This is a genomic window from Hymenobacter mellowenesis, assembly GCF_030581005.1.
GTDB lineage: Bacteria > Bacteroidota > Bacteroidia > Cytophagales > Hymenobacteraceae > Hymenobacter > Hymenobacter mellowenesis.
In genome coordinates this window covers 671,354-697,510 of the sequence record NZ_JAUQSX010000001.1, presented here as the reverse complement: position 1 = coordinate 697,510, position 26,157 = coordinate 671,354, and the positions used below count along the sequence as shown (strand labels likewise).

14 protein-coding genes are annotated in these 26,157 nt (G+C 62.5%); all 14 read right to left on the bottom strand.

The genetic code is table 11. The features are described 5' to 3' along the window. Positions 1 to 62: 62 nt before the first annotated feature. The 14 genes from Q5H92_RS02800 to Q5H92_RS02735 all read right to left on the bottom strand — a co-directional run bounded on the left by Q5H92_RS02800 (position 63) and on the right by Q5H92_RS02735 (position 26,086). Positions 63 to 3,413: a cyclic nucleotide-binding domain-containing protein gene (locus Q5H92_RS02800; protein ID WP_305009959.1), complete on the bottom strand. Its 3,351-nt coding sequence runs from the start codon at positions 3,411 to 3,413 to the stop codon at positions 63 to 65. A gap of 197 nt (positions 3,414 to 3,610) precedes the next feature. Further along, positions 3,611 to 6,031, bottom strand: coding sequence for a glycoside hydrolase family 3 C-terminal domain-containing protein (locus tag Q5H92_RS02795; RefSeq protein ID WP_305009957.1), 2,421 nt, complete (start codon positions 6,029 to 6,031; stop codon positions 3,611 to 3,613). A 331-nt stretch (positions 6,032 to 6,362) separates the two neighbouring features. Then, positions 6,363 to 7,190, bottom strand: a complete 828-nt coding sequence (locus Q5H92_RS02790) for a glycoside hydrolase family 16 protein (protein WP_305009956.1) — start codon at positions 7,188 to 7,190, stop codon at positions 6,363 to 6,365. A gap of 250 nt (positions 7,191 to 7,440) precedes the next feature. Then, entirely contained in the window at positions 7,441 to 8,310 is an 870-nt protein-coding gene (locus Q5H92_RS02785) for a glycoside hydrolase family 16 protein (RefSeq protein WP_305009955.1), read from the bottom strand. Between the two features lie 45 nt (positions 8,311 to 8,355). Then, positions 8,356 to 9,192, bottom strand: a complete 837-nt coding sequence (locus Q5H92_RS02780; protein WP_305009954.1) for a PKD domain-containing protein — start codon at positions 9,190 to 9,192, stop codon at positions 8,356 to 8,358. Positions 9,193 to 9,228: 36 nt separating this feature from the next. Beyond that, positions 9,229 to 10,770, bottom strand: coding sequence for a RagB/SusD family nutrient uptake outer membrane protein (locus Q5H92_RS02775; RefSeq protein ID WP_305009953.1), 1,542 nt, complete (start codon positions 10,768 to 10,770; stop codon positions 9,229 to 9,231). 131 nt (positions 10,771 to 10,901) lie between these two features. Beyond that, positions 10,902 to 14,063: a SusC/RagA family TonB-linked outer membrane protein gene (locus Q5H92_RS02770; protein WP_305009952.1), complete on the bottom strand. Its 3,162-nt coding sequence runs from the start codon at positions 14,061 to 14,063 to the stop codon at positions 10,902 to 10,904. Between the two features lie 77 nt (positions 14,064 to 14,140). Then, entirely contained in the window at positions 14,141 to 16,414 is a 2,274-nt protein-coding gene (locus Q5H92_RS02765) for a beta-glucosidase family protein (protein WP_305009951.1), read from the bottom strand. Positions 16,415 to 16,946: 532 nt separating this feature from the next. Beyond that, complete coding sequence (locus tag Q5H92_RS02760) at positions 16,947 to 18,989, bottom strand: 7TM diverse intracellular signaling domain-containing protein (protein WP_305009950.1); 2,043 nt, start codon at positions 18,987 to 18,989, stop codon at positions 16,947 to 16,949. Between the two features lie 71 nt (positions 18,990 to 19,060). After that, the gene (locus Q5H92_RS02755) at positions 19,061 to 21,595 is read right to left on the bottom strand and encodes a DUF5686 and carboxypeptidase-like regulatory domain-containing protein (RefSeq protein WP_305009949.1); all 2,535 of its coding nucleotides are present in this window, start codon (positions 21,593 to 21,595) and stop codon (positions 19,061 to 19,063) included. A gap of 255 nt (positions 21,596 to 21,850) precedes the next feature. Next, positions 21,851 to 22,405, bottom strand: a complete 555-nt coding sequence (locus Q5H92_RS02750; RefSeq protein ID WP_305009947.1) for a hypothetical protein — start codon at positions 22,403 to 22,405, stop codon at positions 21,851 to 21,853. A gap of 188 nt (positions 22,406 to 22,593) precedes the next feature. After that, positions 22,594 to 22,911 (bottom strand): hypothetical protein, encoded by a 318-nt coding sequence (locus Q5H92_RS02745; RefSeq protein WP_305009946.1) that lies wholly within the window; start codon positions 22,909 to 22,911, stop codon positions 22,594 to 22,596. After that, entirely contained in the window at positions 22,911 to 24,245 is a 1,335-nt protein-coding gene (locus Q5H92_RS02740) for a family 1 glycosylhydrolase (protein ID WP_305009945.1), read from the bottom strand. Before Q5H92_RS02740 ends, Q5H92_RS02745 begins: the two co-directional genes overlap by 1 nt. Positions 24,246 to 24,388: 143 nt before the next feature. Then, on the bottom strand, positions 24,389 to 26,086 hold the full coding sequence (locus Q5H92_RS02735) for a GMC family oxidoreductase (protein WP_305009943.1): 1,698 nt from the start codon (positions 26,084 to 26,086) through the stop codon (positions 24,389 to 24,391). Positions 26,087 to 26,157: the final 71 nt, after the last annotated feature.

The following is a 26,157-nucleotide window of genomic DNA, read 5'->3' as shown; positions in this document are numbered from 1 at the left end:
CGTTTTGCTAGTTGCGGGCGGCGCGTTCAGGCGCGGACTCACAGAGTCCACGCTACGGCTATTTACCCCGCCAACTCCCGCATCTTCTCGTTCTGGGTGCGGATGCGCTGGCAGAGCATGCGCAGGATGTTGCGCAGCACCTCGGCGCGCTCCTCCATCACGTCGTAGAAATCTTCCTGGTCGATGCGGAAGGCCAGTACCTGGCTTAGGGCCGACGCGGACGCCGAACGGGGCTCGGCATCAAGCAGGGCCAGCTCGCCGAAGAAGTCGCCGGGGCCGAAGGTGGCCAGCTGCTGCTCGCCGTTGAAGATGCCCACCTGCCCGTCGTGCAGGATGAAGAGCGAGGTGCCAATGTCGCCTTTGGCAAAAATCTCCTCGCCCTCGTGGAACGTCACCTCATTCATGATGGGCACGATGCTGCTGAGCACGTTTTCGGGCGTGTGGGCAAATAGCGTGGTGCTTTTGAGCACCACCACGCGCTCCAGGGCGGATACGCGGGTTTCGGAAGTGGCAGCGTGGCTCATGGGAGAGGGCGGAAGAAGCGAAATGGATAGCGGCCGGCCGGTATGGGCGGCCAGGGCATGGCCCGCCAGCTGCGCGCTTTCCAGCAGCAGCGCATTGGGCGAGTGGAGGTAGGGGCGGAGCAGGGCCTCGGCGTCGGGCTCGGTGGGCTGCCAGTGGCGCAGGGCCACGCTCAGCGTCCAGGTGGTGAAGGCGGCCTGGCCGCGGCGGAGCAGCAGGGTGGGCAGCGGCTCGTCGGCGGCGGGCACGGGCGGGACCGGCGCGGCCGTGATGACGGCGCTGCCGGCGGCGGCGGCGTTGCCGGCCGGGAGCAAAACGTGCGCGCGGGAGGCGGCCGCGCCGGTGGTGGTGAGGGCGGTGAAAACGCGGGCTTTTTCGGCCACCGGGCTGTCGTCGAGCAGGGTTTGCAGGCCCTGGTACAGCGCGCGCGGAATCAGGTTGTCGAGGATTTCGAGGGCGTTGGCTTGGCGTTCGCGCGCGGCGTGGGCCACGTTGCGCTGGGCCGTGGCCACCAGCTCGGCATCGTAGAGTTGGGCCAGTAGGCCAAAAATGCGCTGGTGCAGCAGGTCAAACTCGTAGAGCACGGCCGCGTGCAGGTCCGCGGGCTGGGTGGCCACAAGGCCGCGCAGCAGTTGCGCCGCCAAGCCAAATTCTTCGTGTAGCAACCGCTCAAAAAGCGAGATTTCGGTGGAATGGGCCGGAAACCGACGCAACGCCCGCAGCGCCACCAACCGGGAAAACAGGTTGGGCCGCTGCGCCAGCTCGATGAGGGCGGCGCGACTAGCCGGGGCATCCAAGCGCTCAAGCACCGTGGTGAGGCGGTGGGTAATGGCATTGCCGGGGTCGCGCAGCAGGGCTTCGCGCACCAGCGGCACCACGGCGGGGCCCAGCGCCACCAGGCTGTCGGCGGCGGGCTGCCAGCGCTGCTTGTCGCCGAGCGAATGCAGTAAGTAATGCGCCAAAGCGGTGTGCCCCACGGTGCCAATGGCCGTGAGGGCGGCTTGGGCTTCGGCCGCATCGGAGCTCCGCAGGCTGCGCTCCACCAGCTCGATTTGCACATCGAGCGGGAAGAAAGCCAGCAGCGCCAGCGCCGCGTGGTGGGTGGCCGGGGTGGCGGCCAGCGCCCGCAGGTTGGCGCGGGCGGCGGCATGCTGTGGGGCGGTTTCGAGGCTGCCGCGCAGGGCGCCCTGGCGGGTGGGCAGGTCGGGGCTTTCGAGCAGGGCGGTGAGCGTGGGCACGTCGGGCGCGGCGGCGGCGAACTCGCGGGCGGCGGCTTCGCGCACGGCGGGAGCGGGGTCGTGATGAGCCAGCTGCTGCAGGGTGTCGAGGGGCAGGGGGCGTACTTCGGGCGTGGCCAGCAGCGCCAGGCGTACCCGCTCGTCGGGGTGCTGGAGTAGGGCTGGGGCGTGGTTGGCCAGCGCGTGGGGCTCGTGCCGGTGCAGCCAGCTCATGGCGTTCAGGACCTCTAATGGGTGGGCGCTTTGCAGGTGGCCGAGCACCACCTGGCGGGCGGCATCGGGCAGGGCCAGCTCGGCGGTTTCGGCGAAGCGGCGGCCCAGTCCTTCCTTCAGTTCGGCCAAATAGCTGCGATAGGTGCGGGCCAGAAACAGCAGCGCCAGCAGCAGCAGGGCGCCCATCCAGATGAATGGTGCCGCCCCGCTCAGCCAGTCGGCGTAGCGGAAGGTGAAGAACAATAGGCCCGTGAGGCCCATGCCCAGCGGCTCGTAAAAACCCTTGGCCAGCGTGTGGGCGGCCAGCCGCTGCTGCGGGGCCAGGGGCTGAAACAGCACCAGAAATACGGGGTCGAACACGGTGCGGCGCAGCACTTCCAGCAGCAGGTAGAGCCCGCAATAGAAGGCCAACTGGCCGGTTTGGGAGTACGCGCCCGTGGCCTGTAGGCCGCCAAAAATGGTGAGGGCCGCCAGCGCCACCACCGGCAGCAGCCGCAGCGACCACTGCACCCCGTAGCGCTCCAAGGCCTGCCGGCTCACCAGCAGCTTGAAAAACATGGCGGCCAGGTAGGTGCCGCCCAGCACCCAGCCCACCGAGCGCATCACGTCTTCGGAAGCGTGAAACTTCTGCTTCACGTTGAGGAAAAACATGTACTCGACGCCCGTGAGCACGGCCCCGATGGCCAGCAAGCTCAGGCACATGCTCAGCACAAGCTCGCTGCCGCCGAAGAGCTGCCGGGCCAACTGGCCCGGCGCCCGCTGCGGCCGGCGCACTGGCCGGGCGGCGGCCTCCACCACATGTGAGCCCAGGGTGGCGCGCAGGGCAAACAGTGCCGCCAGGTACGCCGCAAACGACACGCCCAGCAGCATAGGCAGCTGGGCATCGCCGTGTATAAGGGCGGCCAGCATCGCGCCCAAAGCCTTGGCCGGCATGTCGCCCGAACTGATGACGCTGAACAGGCGCTTGCTCTGCCGCACATCAAACACCACGGCCGACACGCCCCAAAACTCCAGATTGGTAAGTAGATAAATAACCCGGTAGCCCGCCATGATGGCCACGGCCGCCGCCACCGAATGCCCAAATACCACCAGCGCGCCCACCACGCCGGTGAGGGCCACCACAGCCAGTAGCACGCGCACCGCCAGCGTTTTCAGCAGCAGATGGTGCTCGAAGTAGGTGTAAATTTTTCCCACGGCCATCATGGCGGCGGCGCCGGCCAGGTAGCCCAGGGGCAGGCTCAGCTCGGGCTCGTGTTCGAGCAGCAGCACGTTGGCCGACACGTACACCAGAATGGAGCCAATGCCGAGCAGAAAATTATGCAGCAAAAACAGTCCCACCGTGCGGGTTTCGCTGGCTTTGATGCCGAACAGACGTTGGAGAGAAGTAGCCGAAAGCATGCGCAACAGGAAGCCGGCGCCACGGGGCGCGGTCGTTGCCAAAGATACGGGCGGGGAGAAGCTGTACTGAGCCGTCGGCTTAGAATGGAATAAAATAGAAGGTCATGCTGAGCGTAGTCGAAGCATCTCGCATGTATTGCTAATCCTTTTCAACGATTGGATTACTACCACACGCGAGATGCTTCGGCTACGCTCAGCATGACCTTCTATTAGGGTTGTTGTCAACCCGGCCCCTGCTTCTAATACACCTTGAGCGGCCGGCTGAAGCTGTTGTTGCTTTCCAGCCACTCGCTGATGGTGTTGCGGCCATCGACCACGGCGCCGACGGTGACGGTGCCGCTGGCGGCGGGCTTCCAAGTGTTGGTGGTGGCGGGTAGCAGGCGTGCCTGGCCGGGCAGCAGCGGCTGCTGCAGGCCTTTGAGGCTGCCTACGTTGGCTTTGTCGATGGTGAAATTCACCCCCAACTGGCTGCCGGTAGCCACCGGCGCGGTGCCCATGTTCTTTACCATGGCGTAAAAGGTCACGGCCTGGCCGGGGCGCGGGTAGCGCGGCACGGTGAACACCTGCGTTACCTTCAAATCAGGTTTGCCGGCGCCAGCTTGTAGCGTGAAGGCGCCGCCCAGGGGCAGCTTATCCGAGGCGCTGCCCATGTTGAAGGTGTAGGCGCCGGGGTGCACTTCGTAGGCTTTGGTTTGCTCGTTCCAGAAATAAAAGTCTTCGGCCGAAAGGGTGAACGTGACCGTTTTCTTCTGCTTCGGGGCCAGGTTGATGCGCTCGAAGCCTTTGAGCTGCTTCACCGGCATGGGCACCTTGGAGGACTTGTCGCTGAGGTAGAGTTGTACCACTTCGTCGCCGGTCATGGTGCCCGTATTCGTCACGTCCACGCTGATGGTGACGGGTGCGCCGACGGCCACGGGGCCCTTGGGCTTTTGGAGGTTGCTGTATTGGAACGTGGTGTAGCTCAGACCTGCCCCGAAGGCGAATTCCGGCTTCATGTCTTTCTGGTCGTACATGCGGTAGCCAACGGCGTTGGCGTCGCGCAGGTCGTCGCTCCAGGCGGGGAGCTGGCTGTCGCCGGTGGGCATGCTCACGGGCATACGGCCGGCGGGGTTGTAGTCGCCGAGTAGCACGTCGGCCAGCGCGGTGCCGGCTTCCTGGCCGGCGTAGAAGCTGTAAACGAGCCCCTTCATGCGGGGCAGGCTTTCGTGCAGCGCCACCACGCCGCCGCTTTGCACCACCACCACCACGTTGGGGTTGGCCTTGGCCAAAGCTATAATGAGGGCCTGCTGCTGGCCGGGCAACGTGACGGAGTTGTTGGTGCGGTCGTGGCCCGAATTATATTGCTCGCCCTCCTGGGTGCTGTCGAGGCCGGCGGCAAAAATGACGACGTCCGATTTCCGGGCCAGTTCGCGCGCCATTCTGAAGCCTGATGTGTCGGCGCTGTTCATGTCGCAGCCTTTCAGGAAGGCGATTTTATCGACGCCGAGCTTGGTTTCCAAGCCCTGTTTCAAACTCACGGAGTAAGGCGGGCTGGTTTCGGAGCTGCCGAAGCAGTTCAGGTTTCCTTTGTCGGCGTTGGGGCCGATGAGGGCAATACGCTTCACCGCCGCCTTTTTCAAAGGCAGGATATTGCCCGCGTTCTTGAGCAGAATGATGGATTCGCAGGCCGCCTGCTGGTTGAGTTTAGTGTGGGCCGGTGTGTTAGCGTCAGCCGGGGTGCCTTTCGGATAATAATCGAGTAGGCCGGCCATTATTTTGGTCCGCAGCACATTGCGCACGGCCGCGTCGATGGCCGTCATCGGCACGGCGCCGCTGGCCACCAGGCCTGGCAGGTCCTTCAGGTAGTCGTCGGAGCCCATGCACACGTCGTTGCCGGCCAAAATGGCCTTCTTCGTGTCGTGCACCGCGTCCCAGTCCGACACCACGTAGAACGGGAAGCCCCACCGCTCGCGCAGCACTGTGTTGAGCAGGTAGGGGCTTTCTGCCGCGTGTTCGCCGTTGATGAGGTTGTAGGCCGACATCACGCTCAGTACCGCACCCTCCTGCACTACCGTGCGGAAGTGGTAGCCGTAGTGCTCCATCACGCCGCGGTCGGTGAACAGCTCGTTGCGCGAGTGGCGCGTGGCCTGCTTGCCCTCAATCATGAAGTGCTTCACGGTGGCCATCACCGGCGTTTTCTGGATGCCCTTGGCTACATGCGACTGTACCTGGCCAATCAGATATGGGTCTTCGCCGCCGCTCTCGGCGCTGCGGCCGCCGCGCGGGTCCTGCGTCAAATCGATGCACGGGCCCAGCTGCTGTTGCTTGCCAAAAGCCCAGAATTCCTCGCCCATGGCCTGGCCCACCCGCTCGGCTAGGCCGCTGTTCCAGGTCGAAACCATGCCCATGCCCGTGGGCCAGGCAATAGCTTTCTGGAAGCGTACGCCGTGGGGGCCGTCGTCCATCACAAAGCCCGGGATTTTGAGCCGTGCGTTGTCGGGCGTGGTCATGAAGCTGTTTTTGGTCAGCTGGGCCAGCTTTTCCTCGGTACTCATGGCTTTAAGCAGGGAATCGACGCGCAGCTCCAGGCCCAGACGCTGGGCCGTGGCGGCGGAGCTGGCGCCTAGCATCAGAGCACAGGCCACAGCCAGCCGCCGGATAATAGAAGAAGTTTTGCTCATATAAAAGAGAGGATTCGGAAGCAATGAAGCGGCAGGTACAGTTGCCGCAGAAGGAACGGGCCGGGCTGGCGCCTCACCAAAAGCGCCAGCGGGCCCGTTCCTTCACGATGACGCCGGCTTGTCCATTAGCGCGGCATCGGCAACACCGGGCGGAGTCTCACCAATCCGTCGGCGTAAGGGGGGGGGATAGTCGGGGTAAGAACGGTTATGAGAGGCCGTCATGCTGAGCGCAGCCGAAGCATCTCTACCGCGCAACTAATCAATGCCGACTGCAACGAAGCGGTAGAGATGCTTCGGCTGCGCTCAGCATGACGGCCTTTTTCGACCATTATTAGTTCTTTTTTATCGCATAAAACCGCACGTAGTCCACCACCATCTGCTGGGGGAAGGCGGCCTCGTCGATGCCTTTCTGGCCACCCCACTCGCCACCTACGGCCACGTTCAGCAGCAGGTGGAAGGGCTTGTCCCAGGGCCAGGCTTCCCAGCCGGTGCGCTCGTTGCGGGTGGCGAAGTACAGCTCGCCGTCGACGTCGGCGGTGATGGTTTCCGGCGTCCACTCAATGGCGTAGGTGTGGAAGGCGGTGGTGGCATCGGGTAGCTTGGTGATGCCGGTTTTCTGGTTGTTGATGCGGAAGTAGTAAGCCTTGCAGTGCGTGGTAGCGTGTATCACGTTGGGGTCGTAGCCCACGTGCTCCATGATGTCGATTTCACCGTTGTCGGGCCAGCCTTTGTTGCCGTAGGTGTTTTGGTCGGGCAGCATCCAGATGGCGGGCCAGGTGCCACGCCCGGCCGGAATTTTGGCCCGCACCTCGATGCGGCCATAGGTCTGGCTGCCGCCCGGGCCGCGCGACAGCAGGCGGGCCGAGGTGTACGGGTTGGCCGCTACCAGCGCCTCCTTGCGGGCTTCCACTATCAGGTGGCCGCCCTCCACGCGGGCGTTCTGAAGGCGCCGCCGGGTGTAGTACTGCTCTTCTTTGTTGCCCCAGCCGCTGCCGCCCACATCGTAGGTCCACTTGGTCGAGTCAGGCAGGCCGGTGTAGTTGAACTCGTCGCTCCACACCAGCTTGGTGAAGGTATAGCGCGGCTTGGCGGGCGGCGCGGCGGCTGGCGGGTCGGCGTGGCCCAGCAGCATTAGGCCGGTAAAAAGAATGGAAATCATAGCGAAAAGAAAAGGCTAAGTCAGAACGTGTATCCCGAAGCGCTGCTTCGGCTCGCGCTGCAAATCGCCGGGAGGCTTTCGTTCTGGTTTCGTGCCACGCACCAAAGCAGCGCTTCGGGGCACACGTTCTGCCATCGGGGGCAGCCACGCCCGGCCTGTCCGAGCCGAGCGCAGCCGCCGCCCTATCCGGCGGGTCAGAATTCCCACCAAGTCCCGACCGGAGTAGCAGCGAGCAAGCCGATAGGCCTGCTCAGTTGTATTGGTAAAACCGCACGTATTCCACTTCCATCTGCTGCGGGAAGACGGTCGTGGCGTCGGGGTTGCCGTCGAAATTGCCGCCCACGGCCACGTTCAAAATCGTGAAAAACTGGCTGTTGAACGGGTTGGGACTGGCCCCGCCGTTGTTGAAGACGTAGTACTGCTGGCCATCAATGAAGAAGCGCAACAGGTCCTTGCTGCGCACCAGCGAGTAGGTGTGGAAGGCGTCGGACAGGTCGGCGGGCTGGGCTTGGGTGATGCCCGACTGGCCGTGGGCGCCCTGCGCATTCTGGTAGTGCATGGTGCTGAGCAGCTCGCGGGGCGTGCTGCCACGCAGCTCCATGATGTCGATTTCGCCGCAGCGGGGCCAGGGGTTCTGGTCGATGTCGGCCCCCAGCATCCAGATGGCGGGCCACACGCCCTTGCCCTTGGGCACTTTGGCGCGCACGTCGAGGCGGCCGTACTGTAAAGTTTTCCGGCCCTTGGTCAGGATGCGGCCCGAGGTGTAGGCGTTGCCGGTGGGCGTGGTTTTGATGGCCTTAATCACCAGGTTGCCGCCGCTCAGGTACACGTTGTCGGTCGAGTTGGTATAGGTTTCGAGCTCGTTGTTGCCCCAGCCGCCGCCGCCCAGGTCATAGGTCCACTTGCTAAGGTCTAAGGAGTTGCCGTCGAACTCGTCGCCCCATACCAGGGTATTGTAGTCGGCGTAATTGCGCTGCTCCTCGTTGACGACGGGCACCACCGGCGGGGCCGGCGGAATCACTTTTGCGGCTTCTTTGGTGCAGCCCGCCAGGCTCAGGGCCAGCCAAAGGCTGGCCCCGGCCCACGGCCGACCAGTAGAATAGCGCCGGGAAAAATTCATAAGCAGGAAATGAGGAAAGGTATCGGTTAAAGTAAGGGTAAGGCGTTATTTCACCACCAGCTTCATGTCGAACACTACGCCGGCGGCCGTGCTGCCGGCCCGCAGCACCATGTTGGTGTTGGTGATGGACAGAATGCGGTAGGTGAAGCCGGGCGCATCCGTCACGCCGATAAACGGCGCGGGCGTGGCGCTGGCCAGGGTAATCTGGGCCACGCCCGCGCCGGTGGCGTCGCCGAAGGTGAAGGGCGTGGTCACGTTGCGCGGGGCCTGGCAGCCGCCAGTGGCGCCGGCCACAAAGGTCTGGCCCTTGGCATCGTAGGTAAACACGTTGGCGTTGCTGAACGTGTACTCGTCGTCGGCCTGGCAGGCGGGCAGGCCGCCGGGTGCGGGGTTGCCGCCGTAGTAGCTCACCGGGTCGGCGTCGGAGGGGCCCACGGTGATGGGGGCCACCACCGTGTTGTCCAGCTTCCAGGTGCGCGACGAGCCGTTGGTGAGCAGTTGCTTCACGATGTTCAGCGAGGAGGGAATCACCACGTCTTTGGGCGCGGAGAAAGTTTGGCCGCCGCGGCCGTCGGTGATGAGTTGGGCCTTGAAGGTGCCGCCTTTGGAGTACACGTGCGTCACGGTCTGGCCCGTGGCCACCGAGCCGGTGCCGTTGGTGCCGGTGCCGTCGCCAAACTCCCAGTGGTAGAGGAAGACGTCGGGATTAGGCGCGGCCGTGAAGGTGACTTCGGTGGTCAGGCCCACGGTGCGCGAGGTGGTGGTGAAGGTGCCCGCCGGCACGGGGTCGCCCAGGGTGCCGGTGTCTTTTTTGTCGCAGGCGGCCAGTAGCAGGGCGCCGCCCAGCAGCAGCAGCGCCACGTTGTTTCGGAGGTTTTTCATATCAGGTTCAAGCTGAGAAACGGTGGGAGGAGCAGCCTAGTAGCCGGGGTTCTGCTTCAGGCCAGGGTTGGCGTCCAGTTCCGATTGCGGAATGGGCAGCACCAGGTTGGTTTGGGTCGGGATGCCGCGGTCGAAGCCTTTGTTGAGCGAGCGCAGGTACAGGGCCTGCTCGGTCATGCGCGAAATCAGCTTGCCCTTGCGCTTCAAATCAAACCAACGGTCCATCTCGAAGGCCAGCTCATAAAGGCGTTCGCGCAGCACGGCGTCGTCGAAGTTGGGCGTGCTGGCCGTCAGGTCGCGGGCCGTGGAGGGCGTGTTGATGGGCAGGCCAAAGGCCCGGCGCCGCACCTTGTTGATGGCTTCGAGCCCCTCCGCGGTCGGGCCCACGGCCTCGGCCAGAATCAGGTAGATTTCGCCCAGACGCAGCACCTTCATGTTCAGCGGCGAGTCCCAGATGTTGGTGTTCACCTTGCCCACAAACCACTTTTTGCAGTTGTAGTCGCCCAGCGGCGAGCCGGCCACCGGCTTGGTGGTGGCAGTGGTGCCGTCGGGGTACACGTCGCCGGGCACGAAAATGGTGGCGGCCTTGCGGGTGTCGCCAGCCTCGTAGCCGTTCACGAAATCAATTTCCGGGATGTTGAAGCCGTAGCCGCTGCCCGGCGTCAGGTTTTTGCCGCGCGGCCCGAAGAATTCGTTGGCCGCCGAACCGGCCTGGTTGCGGGTGTAGCCGTAGTTCTCGGTGTTTTTCCCGCTGATGAACTGCACCTCAAACAACGACTCCGAACCGTTGTCATTCGACACCTTAAAAATGTCAGCGTAGTTGGGGTACAGGGTTTTGCCCGAGTTGGCAATCACGTCGCGGGCACGCTGGGCGGCTTCCGATTTCTTGCCTTCGGTGATGTAGACCTTGGCCAGCAGCCCGGCAGCGGCCCACTTGGTGGCCCGGCCCAGGTCGTCGCCGGTGTAGGAGCCGTCGAGGTTGCCGTAGGCGTCAATCAAATCCTGCTCAATCTGCTTGTACACGTCGGCCACCGGCGTGCGCGCAATGTTGACTTCGGCCGGGCTGGTCGGAGGCTTGGTAAATAGCGGCACGTCGCCGTACACCCGCACGAGGTCGAAGTAGTACTTGGCGCGCAGAAACTGGGCCTCGCCCAGGCAGCGGCGCTGAATGGCGGGGTCAATGTTCGTGATGCCGGGCACCTTCTGCAGCACCAGGTTAGCGCGCTGAATGCCGATGAAGCTGCCGCCCCACAGGCGGTTCACAATCGTGTTGGTAGCCGGAATGGAAAACCTCTCCAACTGCTTGTACTCAATGCCGTCGTTGCCGTCGTCGGCCCCCGTGCCCGACACGTCGGCCATGATGTCGATGGCCCATAGGGCCGCGTTGTATTGGCCTTCCTTGGTCAGCTCGCTGTAGGCCGAGTTCACGGCCTGAATGGCGTCGGTCTGGGTCTGGTAAAAGTTAACGTCCGTCACCTGGTCGGTGGGGGCTTCGGCCAGGAACTTCTCGCCGCAGCCCGCCGAAAACAGGCCCAGCGACAACAGAAAAACGCCGCAGGTAAATTTCGAAATAGTCATGATTGCTAGGTGGGAATTAAGTAAGTATTTAGTATCGAGTAATAAGTAGTAAGACAATGGTAGATAGATGCTTATTGTGCTGTCCCGTGTCTCACTACTTGCTACTTATTACTTACTACTTGGTGTGAGGATTAGAACCCAATGTTGAGGCCGCCCATGAAGACGCGCGTCTGCGGATAGATGCCCAGGTCGATGCCGCTGGCGCTCACCTCGGGGTCGTAGCCGGTGTATTTGGTCAAGGTCAGCAGGTTCTGAGCGGTGAAGTACACGCGAATCTGGCTGGCCGAAATGCGGCTCATCACGCTGCGCGGCAGGGTGTAGCCGAAAGTCAGGTTCTTGAGGCGCACGTAGGAACCGTCCTCCACGTAGTGCGACGACACGCGCAGGTTGTTGTTCGGGTCGCCATTGATGGCGCGGGGCACGTCGTTGCTGGTGCCCGCGCCGGTCCAGCGGTTCAGCAGGCGCGTGGTGCCGTTGGTGGTGCCGTACAAGGCCCCTTCCGTGATGTAGCGGTTGAGATTGTACACGTCGTTACCCTGAATGCCCTGAATGAAGAAGCTCAGGTCGAAGCCTTTGTAGGCGAGTGTGTTGGTGAGGCCGAACGAGAAGTTCGGGTTCGGGTTGCCGATGAACGTCCGGTCCTTGTCGGTGATGGTGCCGTCGCCGTTCAGGTCCTTGAACTTGATGTCGCCGGGGGCCGTGCCGCCCTGCTGGTAGTAGTCGGCCTTGGCCGGGCCGGTCTTCGCAGCGTTGTTCAGGGTCGTCAGCTCTTCCTGGGTCTGAATCAGGCCATCGGCCACGTAGCCGTAGAACGCCCCAAACGGCTGGCCCACATCGTAGCGCACCACGCTGCCGCTTAGGTAGCCGGCCCCGTTATACGGAATGCCCAGGCCCAGTGACTCCAAGCGGGTTTTGAAAGCCGATACGTTCAGCGTGGTCGACCAGTTCAGCGCCCCGTCGGCGCCCGCGAAGTTGTGCGAAGTCAGGGCCACGTCCACGCCGCGGTTGTATGCCGAGGCCGCGTTGCGGTCCACCGACTGATAAGTGCCCGACACCAGCGACACCGGTACCGGCGCAATCAGGTTGGGCGAATTGCGGCTGTAGAGGTCGATGCTGGCCTCGAAGCGGTTGTCGAGGAAGCCGAAGTCCAGGCCGACGTTGGTCTGGTTGTTTTTCTCCCAGCGCAGGTCCGGGTTGGCCAGGCGAATGGGCGCCGCGCCCACGTTCAAAGCACCGTCGGGCCCGAAGGGATAGGAGCTGCCGAAGTTGATGTTGTACAGGTAGGCGAAGCGACCGGCGTTCAGCTCGTTGCCCACCTGCCCATAGCCCACGCGCAGCTTCAGGTTGCTAATGGTGTGGTTGCCCTTCAAAAATTCCTCTTCCGAAATGCGCCAGCCGGCCGAAGCTCCCGGGAAGAAGCCAAACTTTTGGCCCGGCTGAAAGCGCGAAGAACCATCGTAGCGGGCCGTGGCCTGGAAGATGTACTTGCCGCCAAATTCGTAGTTCACCCGGCCAAAATAGCTGGCCAGGCGCCGCGACGGGTCGATGGCGCCCGCATTGGAAACCAGCGTGTTGATGGGCCCCGCGTTAATCACCTGCAGGTCGTTGCGCAGGTACTGCGAGCGGTAGGCCTCCACATTGCTGTAGTTGAACTCCTGCGCCGACTGGCCCACCAGGAAAGTCAGCTGGTGCTTGCCGCCGAACAGGTGGTCGTAGGTAGCCGTGTTCTCAATCAGGTAGCTGGGCGCGTAGCTGGCCGTGGCCGAGGCGCCCGCCGTGAGGTAGGCCGGCCGGGTGGTGTAGCCCGCTAGCTCCGGCGCCTTGGGCGCGAAGCTGTTGAAGTTGTCAAAGATGAAATCGACGCCCACGTTGGTGCGAAACTTCAGCCCCTTCAGCGGCTCCAATTCGGCGTAGAACGTGGTGATGGCGCGGTTGCGGGTAAACTTCTGGTTGTTGCGCAGCGAGGTGGCCAGCGGGTTTTCTTCCGTGAAGTTGTCGTGCTCACTATCAGGCTGGTACCAGAAGCCGTCGGGGCGGTAGGCCTGCACCGTGGGCGGCATGCGCAGCAGTTGCTGCACGGCGCCGTATTCGCCGCTGTTGCTCGTCACCTGCCGGTCGTTCAGATGCGTGAGCGAGATGCTGTTGCCGATTTTCAGCATCTTGCCCACCTGCACGTCGCCGTTGGCCCGCAGTGTGAAGCGCTCAAAATTCGAGCCCACAATGATGCCGTCCTGCTGGAAATACGTGCCCGACAGCGCGAAGCGGGCCTTTTCGCTGCCCCCCGTGGCGCCCAGCGAGTAGTTCTGAATTTTGGCCTGCCGGAACACCAGGTCCTGCCAGTCGGTGCCTTCGCCCAGCGCGGCCGGGTCGCGCAGCTTGTCGAGCGCAATGGGTTTGCCGGCCGCAATGCGGCTTTCGTTATTGATGACAGCGTACTCCTGGGCGTTCAGCAGGTCCAGCTTGCGGGCCAGCCGCTGCACGCCCCGGTAGCCATCCAGGTTGACGGTGGCCTTGCCGGCCTTGCCCCGCTTGGTGGTGATGATGACCACCCCGTTGGCCGCCCGCACGCCGTAGATGGCCGTGGCTGAGGCATCCTTCAGAATGTCAATGGTTTCAATGTCATTTGGGCTGATGGCGTTCAGCTGGTTGTCGCCGCCGTCGGGCAGCGGGAAGCCGTCCACCACGTACAGCGGGTTGTTGTTGCCGGCCGAGGTGATGCCGCGCACCCGCACCGACGTGCCCGCTGCCCCGCCCGGTGCCCCGCCGTTGGAGGTAATCGTGACGCCCGCCACCTTGCCCTGAATGGCCTGGGTCACGTCCGGCACCGGCTGCCGCACAATGTCGGCCGCCCCCACCGAAGAGATGGCGCCCGTCACACTCCCGCGCTCCTGAGTGCCGTAGCCCACCACCACCACTTCGCTCAGCTTCTGGGCATCTTCGCGCAGGCTCACGCTCACGGCACCGGCGTTGGCGGCCGTCAGCACCACCGTTTGGGTAGTGTAGCCCACAAAGCTGAACACCAGCGTGCTGCCCTCGGGCGCCGTCAGGCTGAAAGCCCCGTCGGAGTTGGTGCTCGTGCCGATTGTGGTGCCGCGCACCAGCACCGTCACGCCGGGAATGCCGGCGCCGTCGGGCCCGGTCACGCGCCCGCTCACGGGCACATCGGCCACGGGCTGGGTCAGGGGCCGGGCGGCGGCCACGGCCGGCGCGCTCGTGGCCAGCGCGGGCACACCGCAAGCCAGCATCACCGCAGTGCGGCCGAGCAGCGCATTCTTGTAAACGTCTCGCTTCATAGTGAGTTTTCTGAAGTGGGTGGGAAAATGCTGAAAATCAAAAGGTAAATCGCAGAAAAACAGGTTGGTGTAATTGGCTAATCAGTAGAGCCCGATGCCGCCCGGGCCTCCGCCGCGGCTGCTTTGCCCGCGTAGCGGAACCGGGCCATCTGCGAGCCCACCCGCAGCGTGTACCAGCCGTCCTCCAACTGGGGCCGGCCCTGCCCGTCGGGGTAGCTCAGGTCGCGCAGCGGGTCGATGGTAAAAGCCATTTCGCGCGCCTGCCCAGCCGCAAAAGGTTGTTTTTCAAAGTGCTTGAGCAGGCGTACCGGCCGCGCAATACGGCCCACCTCGTCGGTGAGAAACCACAGCACCGCTTCCTGCCCGGCGCGCGGGCCGGTGTTGGCCACGCGTACCGTGGCGCGCAGCTTGCCAGCGAGGCCGGTCAGCACCGAGTCGCTCAGCGTCAGCCCCGAATAGGTGTAAGACGTGTAGCTCAGCCCCTCGCCAAACTCAGTAAGCATGGCGGCCTTGTATTTCGGTCCAAACTGCCCAAAGCCCGCATCAAAGTCGTTCAAGTCGAGGCTGTTCTCGTTGTTATCGTGGTGATAGTTGCTGACGTGCCCGGCAAATTGCGGGTATGTGAAAGGCAGCTTCCCGCTGGGATTGGTCCGTCCGCTGATGACTTCGGCCAGCGCCGTGCCGCCGCCATACCCCGGCAGCCCCGCCCAGATGATAGCCGCGCTACTTCCCGCCACGCTCCGAATAATACTTGGCCGCCCCCCAATGACGATTAGCACGGTAGGCTTGCCGCTGGCCTGAGCAGCCCGCGCCAGCACCTGTTGGTCCTCGGGCAAGGTCAGGTCCGACGTGTTGCCCAGCCCTTCGGTGTAAGGCCGTTCGCCCAGCGCCAGCACCACTGCATCGGCTCGTTTGGCCGCAGCTGCAACGTTGGCTGACAGCAGTTTGCCCGTAGTGTTTCGGTAGGGCAGCGTTTCGATGATGACGCCAGGGTACTCTTTGCGCAGGGCCTCTACCAGCGTAGGCACGTCCTTGGGGTAAGCTTCTTCGGGGCGGCCCTGCCAGGCCAGCGTCCAGCCGCCGCACAGGTTGGCGCGCGAGTCGGCCGACGGTCCCAGCACCAGTAGGCGCTTCACGCGGGCCAGAGCCAGCGGCAGCACGTTGTTCTGGTTTTTAAGCAACACCAGCGACTCCCGGGCCGCCGCCACGGCCTGGGCGCGCAGGACCGGGTCGCCTACGCGGGCCAGCCGGTCGGCGCGCGGCATGGGGTTCTCGAAGAGGCCAATTTCGTCCTTCATCTGCAGCACCCGCCCGGCCGACAGTTCGATGCGCGCCGGCGTCAGCCGCCCTTCCTGCACCAGCTCCTTCACGAAGCGGCAGAAATTGGTGTTGTAAGGCGTCATGGCCACGTCGATGCCTGCATCCAAGGCCATCCAAGTAGCTTCTTTCTCATTTGGGGCAATTTTCTGCACCTTCACCAAGCGGTTGATGTCCTCCCAGTCGGTCACCACCACGCCTTCGAAACCCATCTGCCGCCGCAGCAGGTCGGTGAGAATAGCGCGCGAAGCATGCACGGCCTCGCCGTTAATCTCCCCGGAGTTCACCATCACACTCTTAACGCCCGAATCGATTGCGGCCTGAAACGAAGGCCGGAAGAATTCCTGCAGCCGCTGGTCAGGAATCAGCGCGTTGTTGCGGTCCCAGCCATTGCGAGGGTCCGAGTAGCCGATGAAGTGCTTAGCGCAGGCCGCTACCTTGTAGGGGCTTATCTCGCTGTTGGTCTGCATTTCCCGCACGAATGCCGCGCCCATTGTAGCCGCCACCAGCGGGTCTTCGCCGTAGGTTTCGTACAGGCGGGGCCAGTAGATGTTCACTCCCAAATCCAGGTTGGGGGCGAATATCCACCGGTGGCCCAGGTCGGCCGATTCCAGCACCGTGGCGCGGGCCGTAAGGCGGGCCAGCTCAGGGTTGAAAGTGGCACCCAGGTTGAGATTGTGCGGGAAGATGGCTGTGCCGCTCACGTAGCTGGCCCCGTGCACATGGTCGATGCCGTAAATCATGGGGATGTGCAGCCGCGACTCGCGCAGGGCAATGCGCTGCAGCGCCGCGCAGTAGCGCACCCATTGGGCCGCTGGCACGGCTTCCCCGTTGATAAACGAGCCAATATGAAAATCCCGGACTAAGGCTGCCGCTTTTGCCGAGTCGAGCAATACATCCTTGTTGTCGCCCGTCGTGTTTATCGCCGAAAGGTTGAGCTGGGTCATCTGCCCAATTTTCTCCTCCAGTGTCATCTGCGTCAACAACTGCTGCACCCGCGGGCTAAACGTGGGCGTTTCGGCATCAACACTCACTTGAGCTGCAGGGCTTGCAACTGACGCGACGGCCGCAGTAGGCACCGCGCCGCGTTGGCAGGCAGCCAGTAGCGGGAGCACGAGCGCCAGTTTCCGGTAGCTTGATGAACACGAATTAATGCTCGCTACAATGCGGAGACAACCAGCCGAAAAGACGTTCAGAAAAGAGCGAAACACGGACATCAGGTGGGATGAGATGTCCAAATGTATAGGTGTGTGTCTGGCAAACGCAAGCCTAAAAAATGCCCTAGTGCGCTGTTTTTGCCCTTTTTTCGGCTAAGGCGCCAGGCGCTTATACGCTTGCTGCACACGTAGGAAATCTGTATTCAGCCCTGAGTCGCTCCGTGGCTGCCATTTCATATTTTGAGTAGCAAGGCTAAAAAACAACGAAAAAAAATAGCCCGAACTGAAAAAAAATATGTTTGCAGTCCTCGGCAGAACCAATCCCTTCGATTTATGGATTAAATGTCCGCTAAAGCCCTTTAGCTAATTATTGCACGTCTGCAAACGTTGCCGGATTATATAAGGTGGTTCATTCACCGGTTTCGGCTGCTTCCGCTTCCACCATTTCTACCTCAACAGTAGCATCCAGTAGTACGTGGGTCCACGCTTCGCCTTCCTGGTAGTCGCTGGCCTGGCGGCGCCGCTGGAGCGCTGCCAACACTTTTTGCGCAAAAGCCCAGCCGGTGGCCTGACGAAGTTCCAGCACTCTCGCCAATTCCGAAGAGGAGTAGCTGCCCTTGTGAGCATGCAGCAGGAACACGGCATACATCGCTTTCACAATGGAGAATTTGCACTTTTGCAATAAGGTGCCCGCCGTGGCCGACTCCACGTAACGGCAGCGCGTGCAGCGGCGGGCGTGTGGCTCGCGGGCTTCGCAGCTTTTTTCATGGCCGCATTTGCGGCAACGGTAGCCGCCCTGCGCCCATTTCAGGTCGGCCAGGTAACGGAGGCAGGCGTCTTTGTCGGGGTAAATCTGGCTGAATTCGCCAAAGTCAACTTCCCGGGCCTCGATGCGGGCGGCTTTTTCGGCGTGTAAGTCGCGGCTGAGGTCGTTGTTCAGCTTCTCGATGGCAGCCGACTGCAGGGCCAGCAATCCATTGGCTTCCAGTAGCTCCCGGTTCTGGGTCGCCACGGTTTCGTTCTGGCGGCGCAATTCAGCCGTGCGCTGGGCCACCAGGGCCTCCAACTCGGTATTGAGCCGGTCTTTGAGCTCTTGGTTTTCGCGCATCTGCTCCACCAGACGGTCCTGGGCCTGGTGCTTTTTGCGGAGCTGCTTCAGCAGGCGGTGCTGGGTGAGCAGGGTGGTGTCCATCAGGCCCTTCAGCTTTTCGCCCAGCGCATAGCTCAGAATAACTACCTCGGCCACAAAGGCCGCATACAGGCTATACACCGTGTACGCGTTGTTATAAAAATCAATACCCAGCTTGCGCATGATGAGGAACGTGAGGCTGCTGGCTACCAGCGCCTGGGCCAGAAGCAGGTAGCGCGCCGGCCGCAGCCCGTTGCGATAGGCACAAAAGGCCGAGTAATAGAGCAGCCCGTAAGGCAGCAAGTACAGCCAGAAACTAAAACCGGAGTGGACCACTGCCACATCAAGCACCAGCAGGACCGTGCTCAGCCCCACCACCCAGCGTCCCAGACGGTGCAAAGCTGGCAGGCGCGAGGCCATATCCAGAAAGCCGCTGGCGTACACGGCAAATGTGATGAGCAGCAGCACCGGCGCTACCGCCCCAATAAAGTGGTTGAACCGCGGCCAGTCCGACCAGAGGTACTGGAAGCCCAGCCCGTCCTCGGTGAGGAACAGCAGCGTGCCGCTGAGCACATACAGCACATAGGACAAGTAGGTCTGCTCCTTCAAAAAGAAAAAGAGTATCAGGTTGTATAACAACATGATAATCAAAATTCCATAGAATATTCCCAATAGCCAGTACTGCGCCGACAGCTCCGGTATAAGCCCGGCGCTGCTGTGCAGCATAGCCCGGAAGCTGGTGCGGGTGTCGGAGTGCAGGCGCAGGTAGTATGTCGCCGTTTGGCCGGGCCGGGGCGGAATGTCGAAAAGAAAGTTCTTATAAGGATGCGGGCGCGTGGCAAATGGCAGGTTGGCACCCGTCACCACGCTGTCGTAGCCGGCAGTTAGGCCGGGCTGGGGCCGGAAAAACACGGCCTGTCCAATGTGCGAGTCGTACAGCTCCAGGTACCAGGCCGCCGTTTCGGTGGTGGCATGACGCACCGTAAGGCGCAGCCAGTAGGTACTGTGCGTGCGGTTGATATTGGGCGGATGCCCCGAGCCCCGCATCTGCACGAAGCGCTGGCTCCAGGCCGGTGATTGCACGTCGGCTATGGTGAGCAGGCCGGATGGGTCTTCCAGCATGCTGTAGTAGTTCTCATCGAGATACAGGGCCGGCTGTGATGGATTCACGACCAGCGTGTCTTCGGGCGCCGCCAAGGTCGGCAGACTTAGCCCCAGCAGGCTAGCTAACAGCAGGCCCGTGCCCAGTACTAGCTGCATCAGCGTCCTTCCAACCGCTTCGTGCCGGCCCCGACGCCCGCCAAACTTATGTGATTGTGGCATAGGGAGCTAAAATACGAAAAGCCCACCGGCTTTGAACCAGTGGGCTTAGCGAGGGCTTACTCACCCAAAAACTACAGTCGGAACTGGGCGCCTACTTTGATACCAAAGTCGTTGGTGCCGGGTACGTTGCGGTAGGTAAGGCGGTGAATAAAATCGACCCGAATGAATTTGAAGATGTTTTCGATGCCGTAGCCCACTTCCACATAAGGCGTCGAAATGTTGCCGGGCAGGTCGGGGTTGTCGCCATTGGCGCGGCGGCTGCGGTCCGAGAGCTTGCCGTAGAGCACGTTGCTGGTGGCCACCAGGCGCCAGTTGAGCGCCCGGATGCCGGGGATGGCGTTCACCAGCAAGCCTTCAAAATGGTGGTCGAGGCGCAGCGTGGCCGAACGGTCTGTGACGAACTCGAAGTAGTTCATCAGGTTGAAGGCGTTGGCGTTGTAGAACGGCGTCTGGTTGCCAAGCGGGGTTTTGAGGATGAAATAGGGCAGGGCCGAGGGAATGTAGTTGGCCTCGGCGCGGTAGGTGAGGCGGCCCAGTTGGCCCACCGACACGCTGTGCGCAACCGACAGGTTGAACTTGTGGTACATGAAGTCGCCCTTGTTCCAGTCGATGGCGCCCAGCGTGTAGCGGAAGCCAAACACCGGCAAGCGCTTCAGGCCCACGGCCCGGCGGCGGTTTTCGCTCTGCACCAGGTTTTCATCGGGGGCGTAGCGCCACTCCGATACCATCTCACTCAGGTGCAGAATGTTGGATTTCGGGTCATTGTCGACGGCGGGCATGCCGGGGGCGGGGCGCGACCGGATGGTGAACAGCGGGTTGATGCTCTGGTAGCGCGCGGTGAGGGTCTGGGTGAAGCCGTGGAACAGGTCGCGCTGCACGCTCAGGGCCGTGAGGTCGCGCATCACGGGCAGGCCCTGGCGGAAGCGGCCCCAGCGCGAGGCGGCCACAAACAGGTTGTTGTTGTCCAGAAAGTCGTTGTCGAGCAGCGCGGCCTGCTCCACATCGTGCCGGAACTCGCCGGTGAATACCGTCCAGTGGCGGCGCTCGGCGATGAAGCTGGTCCGCACGCCGTACTTAAACTTCTCGTCCTTGGTGCCATAGGCCACGTAGGCCTGCGTCACCCAGTTGCGGCTGATGTCGGGCGTGGTGCGGAAGCCGAACCGGAAGCGGTTGCCCTCGAAGTCGTTGTGGGCATAGATGTTGGCGATGGGGCCGATGTCGAGCTTGCCCACGCGCTTGTAGCCATTCACCAGCAAATCAACCCAGTCGAGCACGTTGCGCACCGAAGGCAGCTGCTTGGCCGAATCGAGCACGGCAAACGTCTGGCGCTCCGAGAGGCTGAGGGTATCGGGCCGGTGCTGGTCGAAGTACCCACTGGCACCGCCCTGGGGCAAGCCACTGATAAGGCTACTAACGCCCTGGTCGGCCGGTTCCATGAGCGACGACACAATGGGCTGGTCGTAAAAGCCCGTCTCGGTGTGCGCCTGGTTGCGCACGAAGTTGCTGTTCACCGTGGTGAAGCGCACCAGCATGGCGGCCTGCTTCTCGTAGGGGCGCACGCTCAGCAGCAGCTTGGTCCGTACCGGCAGGCCCGCGCCATCGCCGGGCGAGGTGAGGTCCTGATAAATACGCAGGTCGCTCACAAAGTTGATGTTAGCCTCGGGGCTGGCTACGAGGTCGGCACGGCGCAGTGCATAGCCCTCCTGGGTAATCCAGATGGTGCCTTTGAAGGCCAAATCGTGGCTGCGCTTAGGCGTCACGGCAATCTTGTAGCACCAGTCTTTGCCCACAAACACGGAGTCCTGCAACTCGTACTCGTAGGTGAGGCGGCCGCCTTCGGCAATGGGCGAGATGAAGTCCTTGCCCAGCACGTTCTGCCAGTTGGGGTAGAAGTCGAAATTCTGGAAGTTTGAACCCAGCATTTGCGAAAGCACCGAGCCTTCGCGCGGGCCGGCGCCACGCATCTGCTTGTGCAGCAAGTCTTCGCGGCGGCGCAGAGGCGAGTATTTTTGGTACACCCGCGAGCCCACTTCCGAAGCAAAAACGGGCAGGGGCGCATCGGTGTCGGACGCTGCGGCCGCGCCTTGGCGCACGGCCAGCGCCCGAATGTCTTTGATGACCTTGCGATTGGACAAGCTCTTGGGCAAGTCAATCAGGCTGGTTTCGATGCGGTTGTAAGAGTCGAACTCGGCGGCCGTGAGGGCTGCGCGCTCGTTCTGGGGCTTGTGCTTCTGCACTTCGCGCAGGATGCGGAAAGCCGGGTTTTCGGGCTGGCGCGACGATACGAATACCTCGCCCAAGGTGACGCCGCCGGTCTTCATCCGAAACAGCACCGTTTGCGTGGCGGCGTTGGTGAGCTTGCGCCGCTGCGTGGCAAAGCCCATGGCCGAAGCGGCAATGGAGTCGGGCGAGCCAGCTACGGTCAGCTTGAACTTGCCGTCGGCATCGGCCGTGACGCCGGCGCTGGTTTTGGGCACAAAGATGGACGCGAACGGCACGGGCTCGCCGTTGACGGCTTCCACCACTTGGCCGCTGATAATGATACGCTGGGCTGCGGCTGGAAATACCAAAAGGCACACCAGGAGCAACGGAGCAAGGAATTTCATAGAAAGTAATAAAGAGCCAAATACCAGAACGAGTAGTAGTCTCGCAATTTACGCAAAGCATGGGTGGCTCCCAACTAGTTCCGCAGCGAATGCATAAAAAAAACGGGTGAACGATTAAACCCGCTGGCTGAACTGCTGTCGGGGCACCCCAAACAAAACGGCCGCAGATAGTGAGTGCTTCCTCACTATCTGCGGCCGTTTGTTAAAATGTTGCGCCAAGATGGGGGCGGGGCGCCGAAATGCGTTTGCGCGCCGTTAGCGGATGACGATGGCGCCACTGCCGCTGGTGGCTTTGCGCTGCTGGCCCGCCGACAGCAAGCTGCGACTCGAGCCAAACGCGAAGCCGGGCGAGCTCGCGCTCAGGCCCGTAATGTTGCCGCCGCCCGCCGCCACGATGTTGCCACCGCCGGCCGCCACAATATTGCCGCCGCCCGCCGCCACCACATTAGCCCCGCCCGGCGCGATGACGTTGCCGCCGGAATTGACCACCGAAACGGCCGAAACCTGGTTGCCGGTCAGCACGGCCATAGCAAAATTGCCGTTGGAAAGCGGCGCATAACCCACGCGGGTACCGCTCTGCAAAAACTGCTTCACGTAGCCCAGTAGCTCGTCGTAGTTGCCCCAGCTGCCGTTGTTGTACAGTTTAGTGTTGCATTCGCACACATCGGCCTGGCCCACGGGGGCGCGGTTGGCGGCTTGCTGGTAGGCTTTGGCAATCCACGGGTCGCGGCATTGGGCCGAAGCCGCGAGGGGCCGGCCGGCCAGCGCCAGCAGCACACAGAACGTGAGAGCAGTGAGAATTTTGGACATAATGAGATAAGTGAAAGGTGGGAAATGAACGCCGGAAACCGCTGCCACAGCGGGAGCGGTCGTTTCCGGTAGTCGCCAAGCTAGTGGCCTCTTTCGGGCCAGCCAACGCGCGTCTATCAGCCTTTCTAAAAAGTCGACGGGCCGTGCCGGGTATCGGCGAAGGCGCGCCTACCTTTCAATCTCACTATTTAGTCAAGACCCATAAATGGGTCGCTTTCTGGCTCCGCCAGCCAGACTTCCGTACCAGCCGGCACTTCTATCGGCGCGCTGAAATCGAGCAATAAGCCCCGCGAAGGGACTACTTCGCCGAGCCGGCTTATCTCTTCCACGGTGGCCATGCCGGGGTAGCGGGCGCCGTCGGGCAGTATTGCTTCAACAGCTAAGGCCGTGTGCAATTCATGGTTCGCTAATGCGAGCGCCGGGCCATCGGGCAGGGCCAACAGGCCGAGACCGGGCAGGGGCCAAGCCTGGGCCACGCGCAACAGCAGCACCGCAGGCGCCGCCACTACACTTCTACTTTGAGCGTGGCCGGCGCTTTCGTCACCTCAAACAGCTCGCCGTGGGGCACGATGGTAATCTGGCCGTACTCCTGCAACAGCATTTTGTAGGCGTCGGCCACGGGGCGCGGCTTGCGGTCAAGGTCGAACAGGCCGCAGGGGTTCACGGTGCCCACTTTGCGCTCGAGGCCTTTGTCCCAATCCACTTGGTCGATGAGCGAATACCAGGTGAAGCCGAGCACTGGTACGCCCTCCTTGCGCATGCGCAAGATGTTGACCCACTGCTTCCACAGCCAGGTGGAGGCCTCTTTGGCATCCAGCACATTGGTTTCGGTGTGCATCACCGGCTTTTTGTAGCGCAGGTAATAGTCGCGGGTGATGTTGTACCAGCCCAATACGTCCATGCTGGTGCAGATTTCGCCGTTCGGCAGCATGATTTTTTCGTTGCGCCCGTAGTAATCGTTGCCCATCACCTGGTAGCCGGGCGGCTCGCCGGCCATGAACCAATCGTACTCGCGCCGCGTCAGGCCGTTGTCGTAGAGGTAGTTGAGGACGTCGCCCTCCGGGTGATGGCCGTAGAGCAAGTCGAGCGACACGAAGCGCAGCTTGTTCTCCATCTGCACTTCGTAGGTGTGCTCGGCGCGCAGCTCGTGGGTGAACTCGGCCGACTCGCTCTGCACAATGATGCAGTCGGGCCGGTGCTTGGCAATTTTCTGCGTGCCCATGATGCTGGCCGCCACCAAGTGCTTTATGGCCGTCACAAACGCCTTGTCTGACTTCAGCTGCTCATTCCAGATGCCGTCCTTGGCGCTCATCTTGGCCGTCACGTAAATCTCGTTCACCGGCGTGTAGTAGCGCACCCAGGGGTAGCGCTGCACCACCGCCTCGCAGTAGGCCGCGAAGTGCACCGGCAGTTCAGGGTTCTGGAAATTGCCGATGAAATCGGGCACGCCAAAATGCATCAAATCCAGAATTGGGGTGATGCCCAGGCGCTGGATTTCGGCCATCGCCTTATCGGCAAATTCCCAGTCGTATTTATCGGGGCTGAGCTGAATTTTATAGTAGGGCAGGCCGTAGCGCAGCACCTTCAGGCCCATTTCCTTCACCAGGGCCAGGTCTTGCTTGTAGCGGTTGTAGTGGTCGCATTCGGTCAGCAGGTCGCGGCGGGTTTTGCCGTTATCGATGGTGGGGTAGCTGCACTCGATGCCGGTGGCAAACATGAAGTTGTTGGGCAGGCCGGTGGGCAGGCCGTTGCCGTTATGGCCGCGCGCGCCGCCGTATTCGTCGCCCTCGTAGTTGCCGTTGCCGAAATGGTCGTGAATTTCCGTGAGAAAGGATTTCATGAATTGGTTTTTTAGAACGTCATGCTGAGCGCAGCCGAAGCATCTCGTGTGGGGTAGTAATTCAATCGTGAGAACATCATTGATTAGTGGTGGCACGCGAGATGCTTCGGCTGCGCTCAGCATGACGTTCTTGTTTCATGGTTCTAAGCGTCCCGGCGCTGTTGCTGCTCCAGAAACTTATCAGCCGTGCGCAGGCTCAAGGCCATGATGGTCAGAGCCGGGTTCACACTCAGGGCGCTGGGGAAGGTCGAGTTGTCGGAGATGTAGAGGTTGGGCACGTCGAAGGCCCGGCCTTTGGCGTCCACCACGGCGTCGTCGCCGCTGCGGCCCATACGGGCCGTGCCGATGACGTGCGCGTAGCGCTGAAACGCCCAGATGTCGGTAGCACCGGCCGCTTCCCAAATGCCGCGCATAATTTTCTCGGCATGGGCGTTCATGCGCTGCTCGTTTTCCTGGGCTGTGAAGTGCAGGCGCGGTTTGGGCAGGCCCCGGGCGTCCTTTTCCTCGGCCAATTCCATGAAATTGTCGGCGTGCGGCAGGCAGTCGCCGAGGATGTTGATGCCGGCAATGTGGTTGTACTGGCGCATGTAGTCGCGCAGGGGCTGGCCCCAGAGCTTGCGGCCCCGCGCCACCTGCCCGGCAAACGTGACGGGCATCACGCCAATGCTTTGCAGCAGGTAGCCGCCCGCGAAATCGGCATCCTGTGGCCGGTGCGTGTCTTGCGAAATCAGGCCGCCGGGAATGCCCTTATTGGGCCGCACCTCGTCGGCAAACGTGCCCCACACCTGCAGGCCGGGGTGGGCCATCAGGTTGCGGCCCACCTGCCCACTGGTCAGCGCCAATTCGTTGAGCAGCAGCAGGCGCGGCGTTTCCACCGAGCCGCCGCAGAGGAACAGGTGGCGGCAGCGCTGGCGTTTCCGCTCGCCGTTCTGGGTATACACCACGCCGGTGATGTGGCCCCGCGCATCGCGCTCAATCTCGGTTACGAAGCTATTGGGCCGGATGTCGGCCCCGTGCTTCACGGCCAGCGGAATGAAGGTGACGTCCATGCTGGCCTTGGCGCCGTTGGAGCAGCCGGCCTGGCAGAAGCCGCGGTTGGTGCAGGCTTCGCGCCAGCCAATGCCTTCCTGGTAGTAGCGGGCCGACAGCGCCGCATTAGCCGCCGGCGAGGTGCGGATACCCAGTTTCTCGGCGCCGCGCACCATCAGTTGGGCGGCGCTGTTGAGCGGCAGCGGGGCCAGCGGGTAGCCCTTGCGGCGAGCCGGCCCCCACGGGTAAGGCGTAGGGCCCGAAATGCCCAGAAACTGCTCTATCTCCTCATAATAAGGTTCCAGTTCCTCGTAGCTCAGCGGCCAGTCCTCGCCCTTGCCAAAGTCGCGCTGCAAGTGCAGGTCGTCGGGCAGGGGGCGGGGCGTGTAGGCGGTATAGTGCAGCGTGGAGCCGCCCACGCCCGTGCCAGAGTTGTTCTTGCCCATAGCCAGCGGGTCGTGGCCGGCGGCCAACCGCTCATCATTCCAAAACAGGAAGTCCTGGGCTTTCTCGTCGGTAGCGAAGTCCTTTTCGGGATTGTGCCAGGGGCCGGCTTCCAGGGCCACTACCTTCAGGCCGGCCATGGCCAGGCGGGCCAGCAGCGGCGCGCCGCCCGCGCCCAGCCCAATCACCACGCAATCCACCGCATCGGCTTCGGGTGCAATGGCTTGCGGCTTTTCCTGGGGTGTGTCGGCGGCTACCGGCGCGGTGGCAGCGGGCTCATCGGCCAGCAGGGCGCGCAGCAGTGGGTCCTGTATTTCAGGCTTGACGGGGTTGAGGACGCCTTCTTCGAGAACTTCTTCGTCGGGCATTTTTGCAATGGGTGAATGAGTGATTGGGTGAATGGGTGAATGAGGCAGTGGAGCGAATGGGCGCAGGACCA

What these genes read in the sequence shown, in the direction of transcription:
- Q5H92_RS02795 (WP_305009957.1), bottom strand. Translation starts at nt 6,031, where the DNA reads ATGAGCAAAACTTCTTCTATTATCCGGCGGCTGGCTGTGGCCTGTGCT.
- Q5H92_RS02790 (WP_305009956.1), bottom strand. Translation starts at nt 7,190, where the DNA reads ATGATTTCCATTCTTTTTACCGGCCTAATGCTGCTGGGCCACGCCGAC.
- Q5H92_RS02785 (WP_305009955.1), bottom strand. Translation starts at nt 8,310, where the DNA reads ATGAATTTTTCCCGGCGCTATTCTACTGGTCGGCCGTGGGCCGGGGCC.
- Q5H92_RS02780 (WP_305009954.1), bottom strand. Translation starts at nt 9,192, where the DNA reads ATGAAAAACCTCCGAAACAACGTGGCGCTGCTGCTGCTGGGCGGCGCC.
- Q5H92_RS02775 (WP_305009953.1), bottom strand. Translation starts at nt 10,770, where the DNA reads ATGACTATTTCGAAATTTACCTGCGGCGTTTTTCTGTTGTCGCTGGGC.
- Q5H92_RS02770 (WP_305009952.1), bottom strand. Translation starts at nt 14,063, where the DNA reads ATGAAGCGAGACGTTTACAAGAATGCGCTGCTCGGCCGCACTGCGGTG.
- Q5H92_RS02760 (WP_305009950.1), bottom strand. Translation starts at nt 18,989, where the DNA reads ATGCCACAATCACATAAGTTTGGCGGGCGTCGGGGCCGGCACGAAGCG.
- Q5H92_RS02755 (WP_305009949.1), bottom strand. Translation starts at nt 21,595, where the DNA reads ATGAAATTCCTTGCTCCGTTGCTCCTGGTGTGCCTTTTGGTATTTCCA.
- Q5H92_RS02750 (WP_305009947.1), bottom strand. Translation starts at nt 22,405, where the DNA reads ATGTCCAAAATTCTCACTGCTCTCACGTTCTGTGTGCTGCTGGCGCTG.
- Q5H92_RS02740 (WP_305009945.1), bottom strand. Translation starts at nt 24,245, where the DNA reads ATGAAATCCTTTCTCACGGAAATTCACGACCATTTCGGCAACGGCAAC.
- Q5H92_RS02735 (WP_305009943.1), bottom strand. Translation starts at nt 26,086, where the DNA reads ATGCCCGACGAAGAAGTTCTCGAAGAAGGCGTCCTCAACCCCGTCAAG.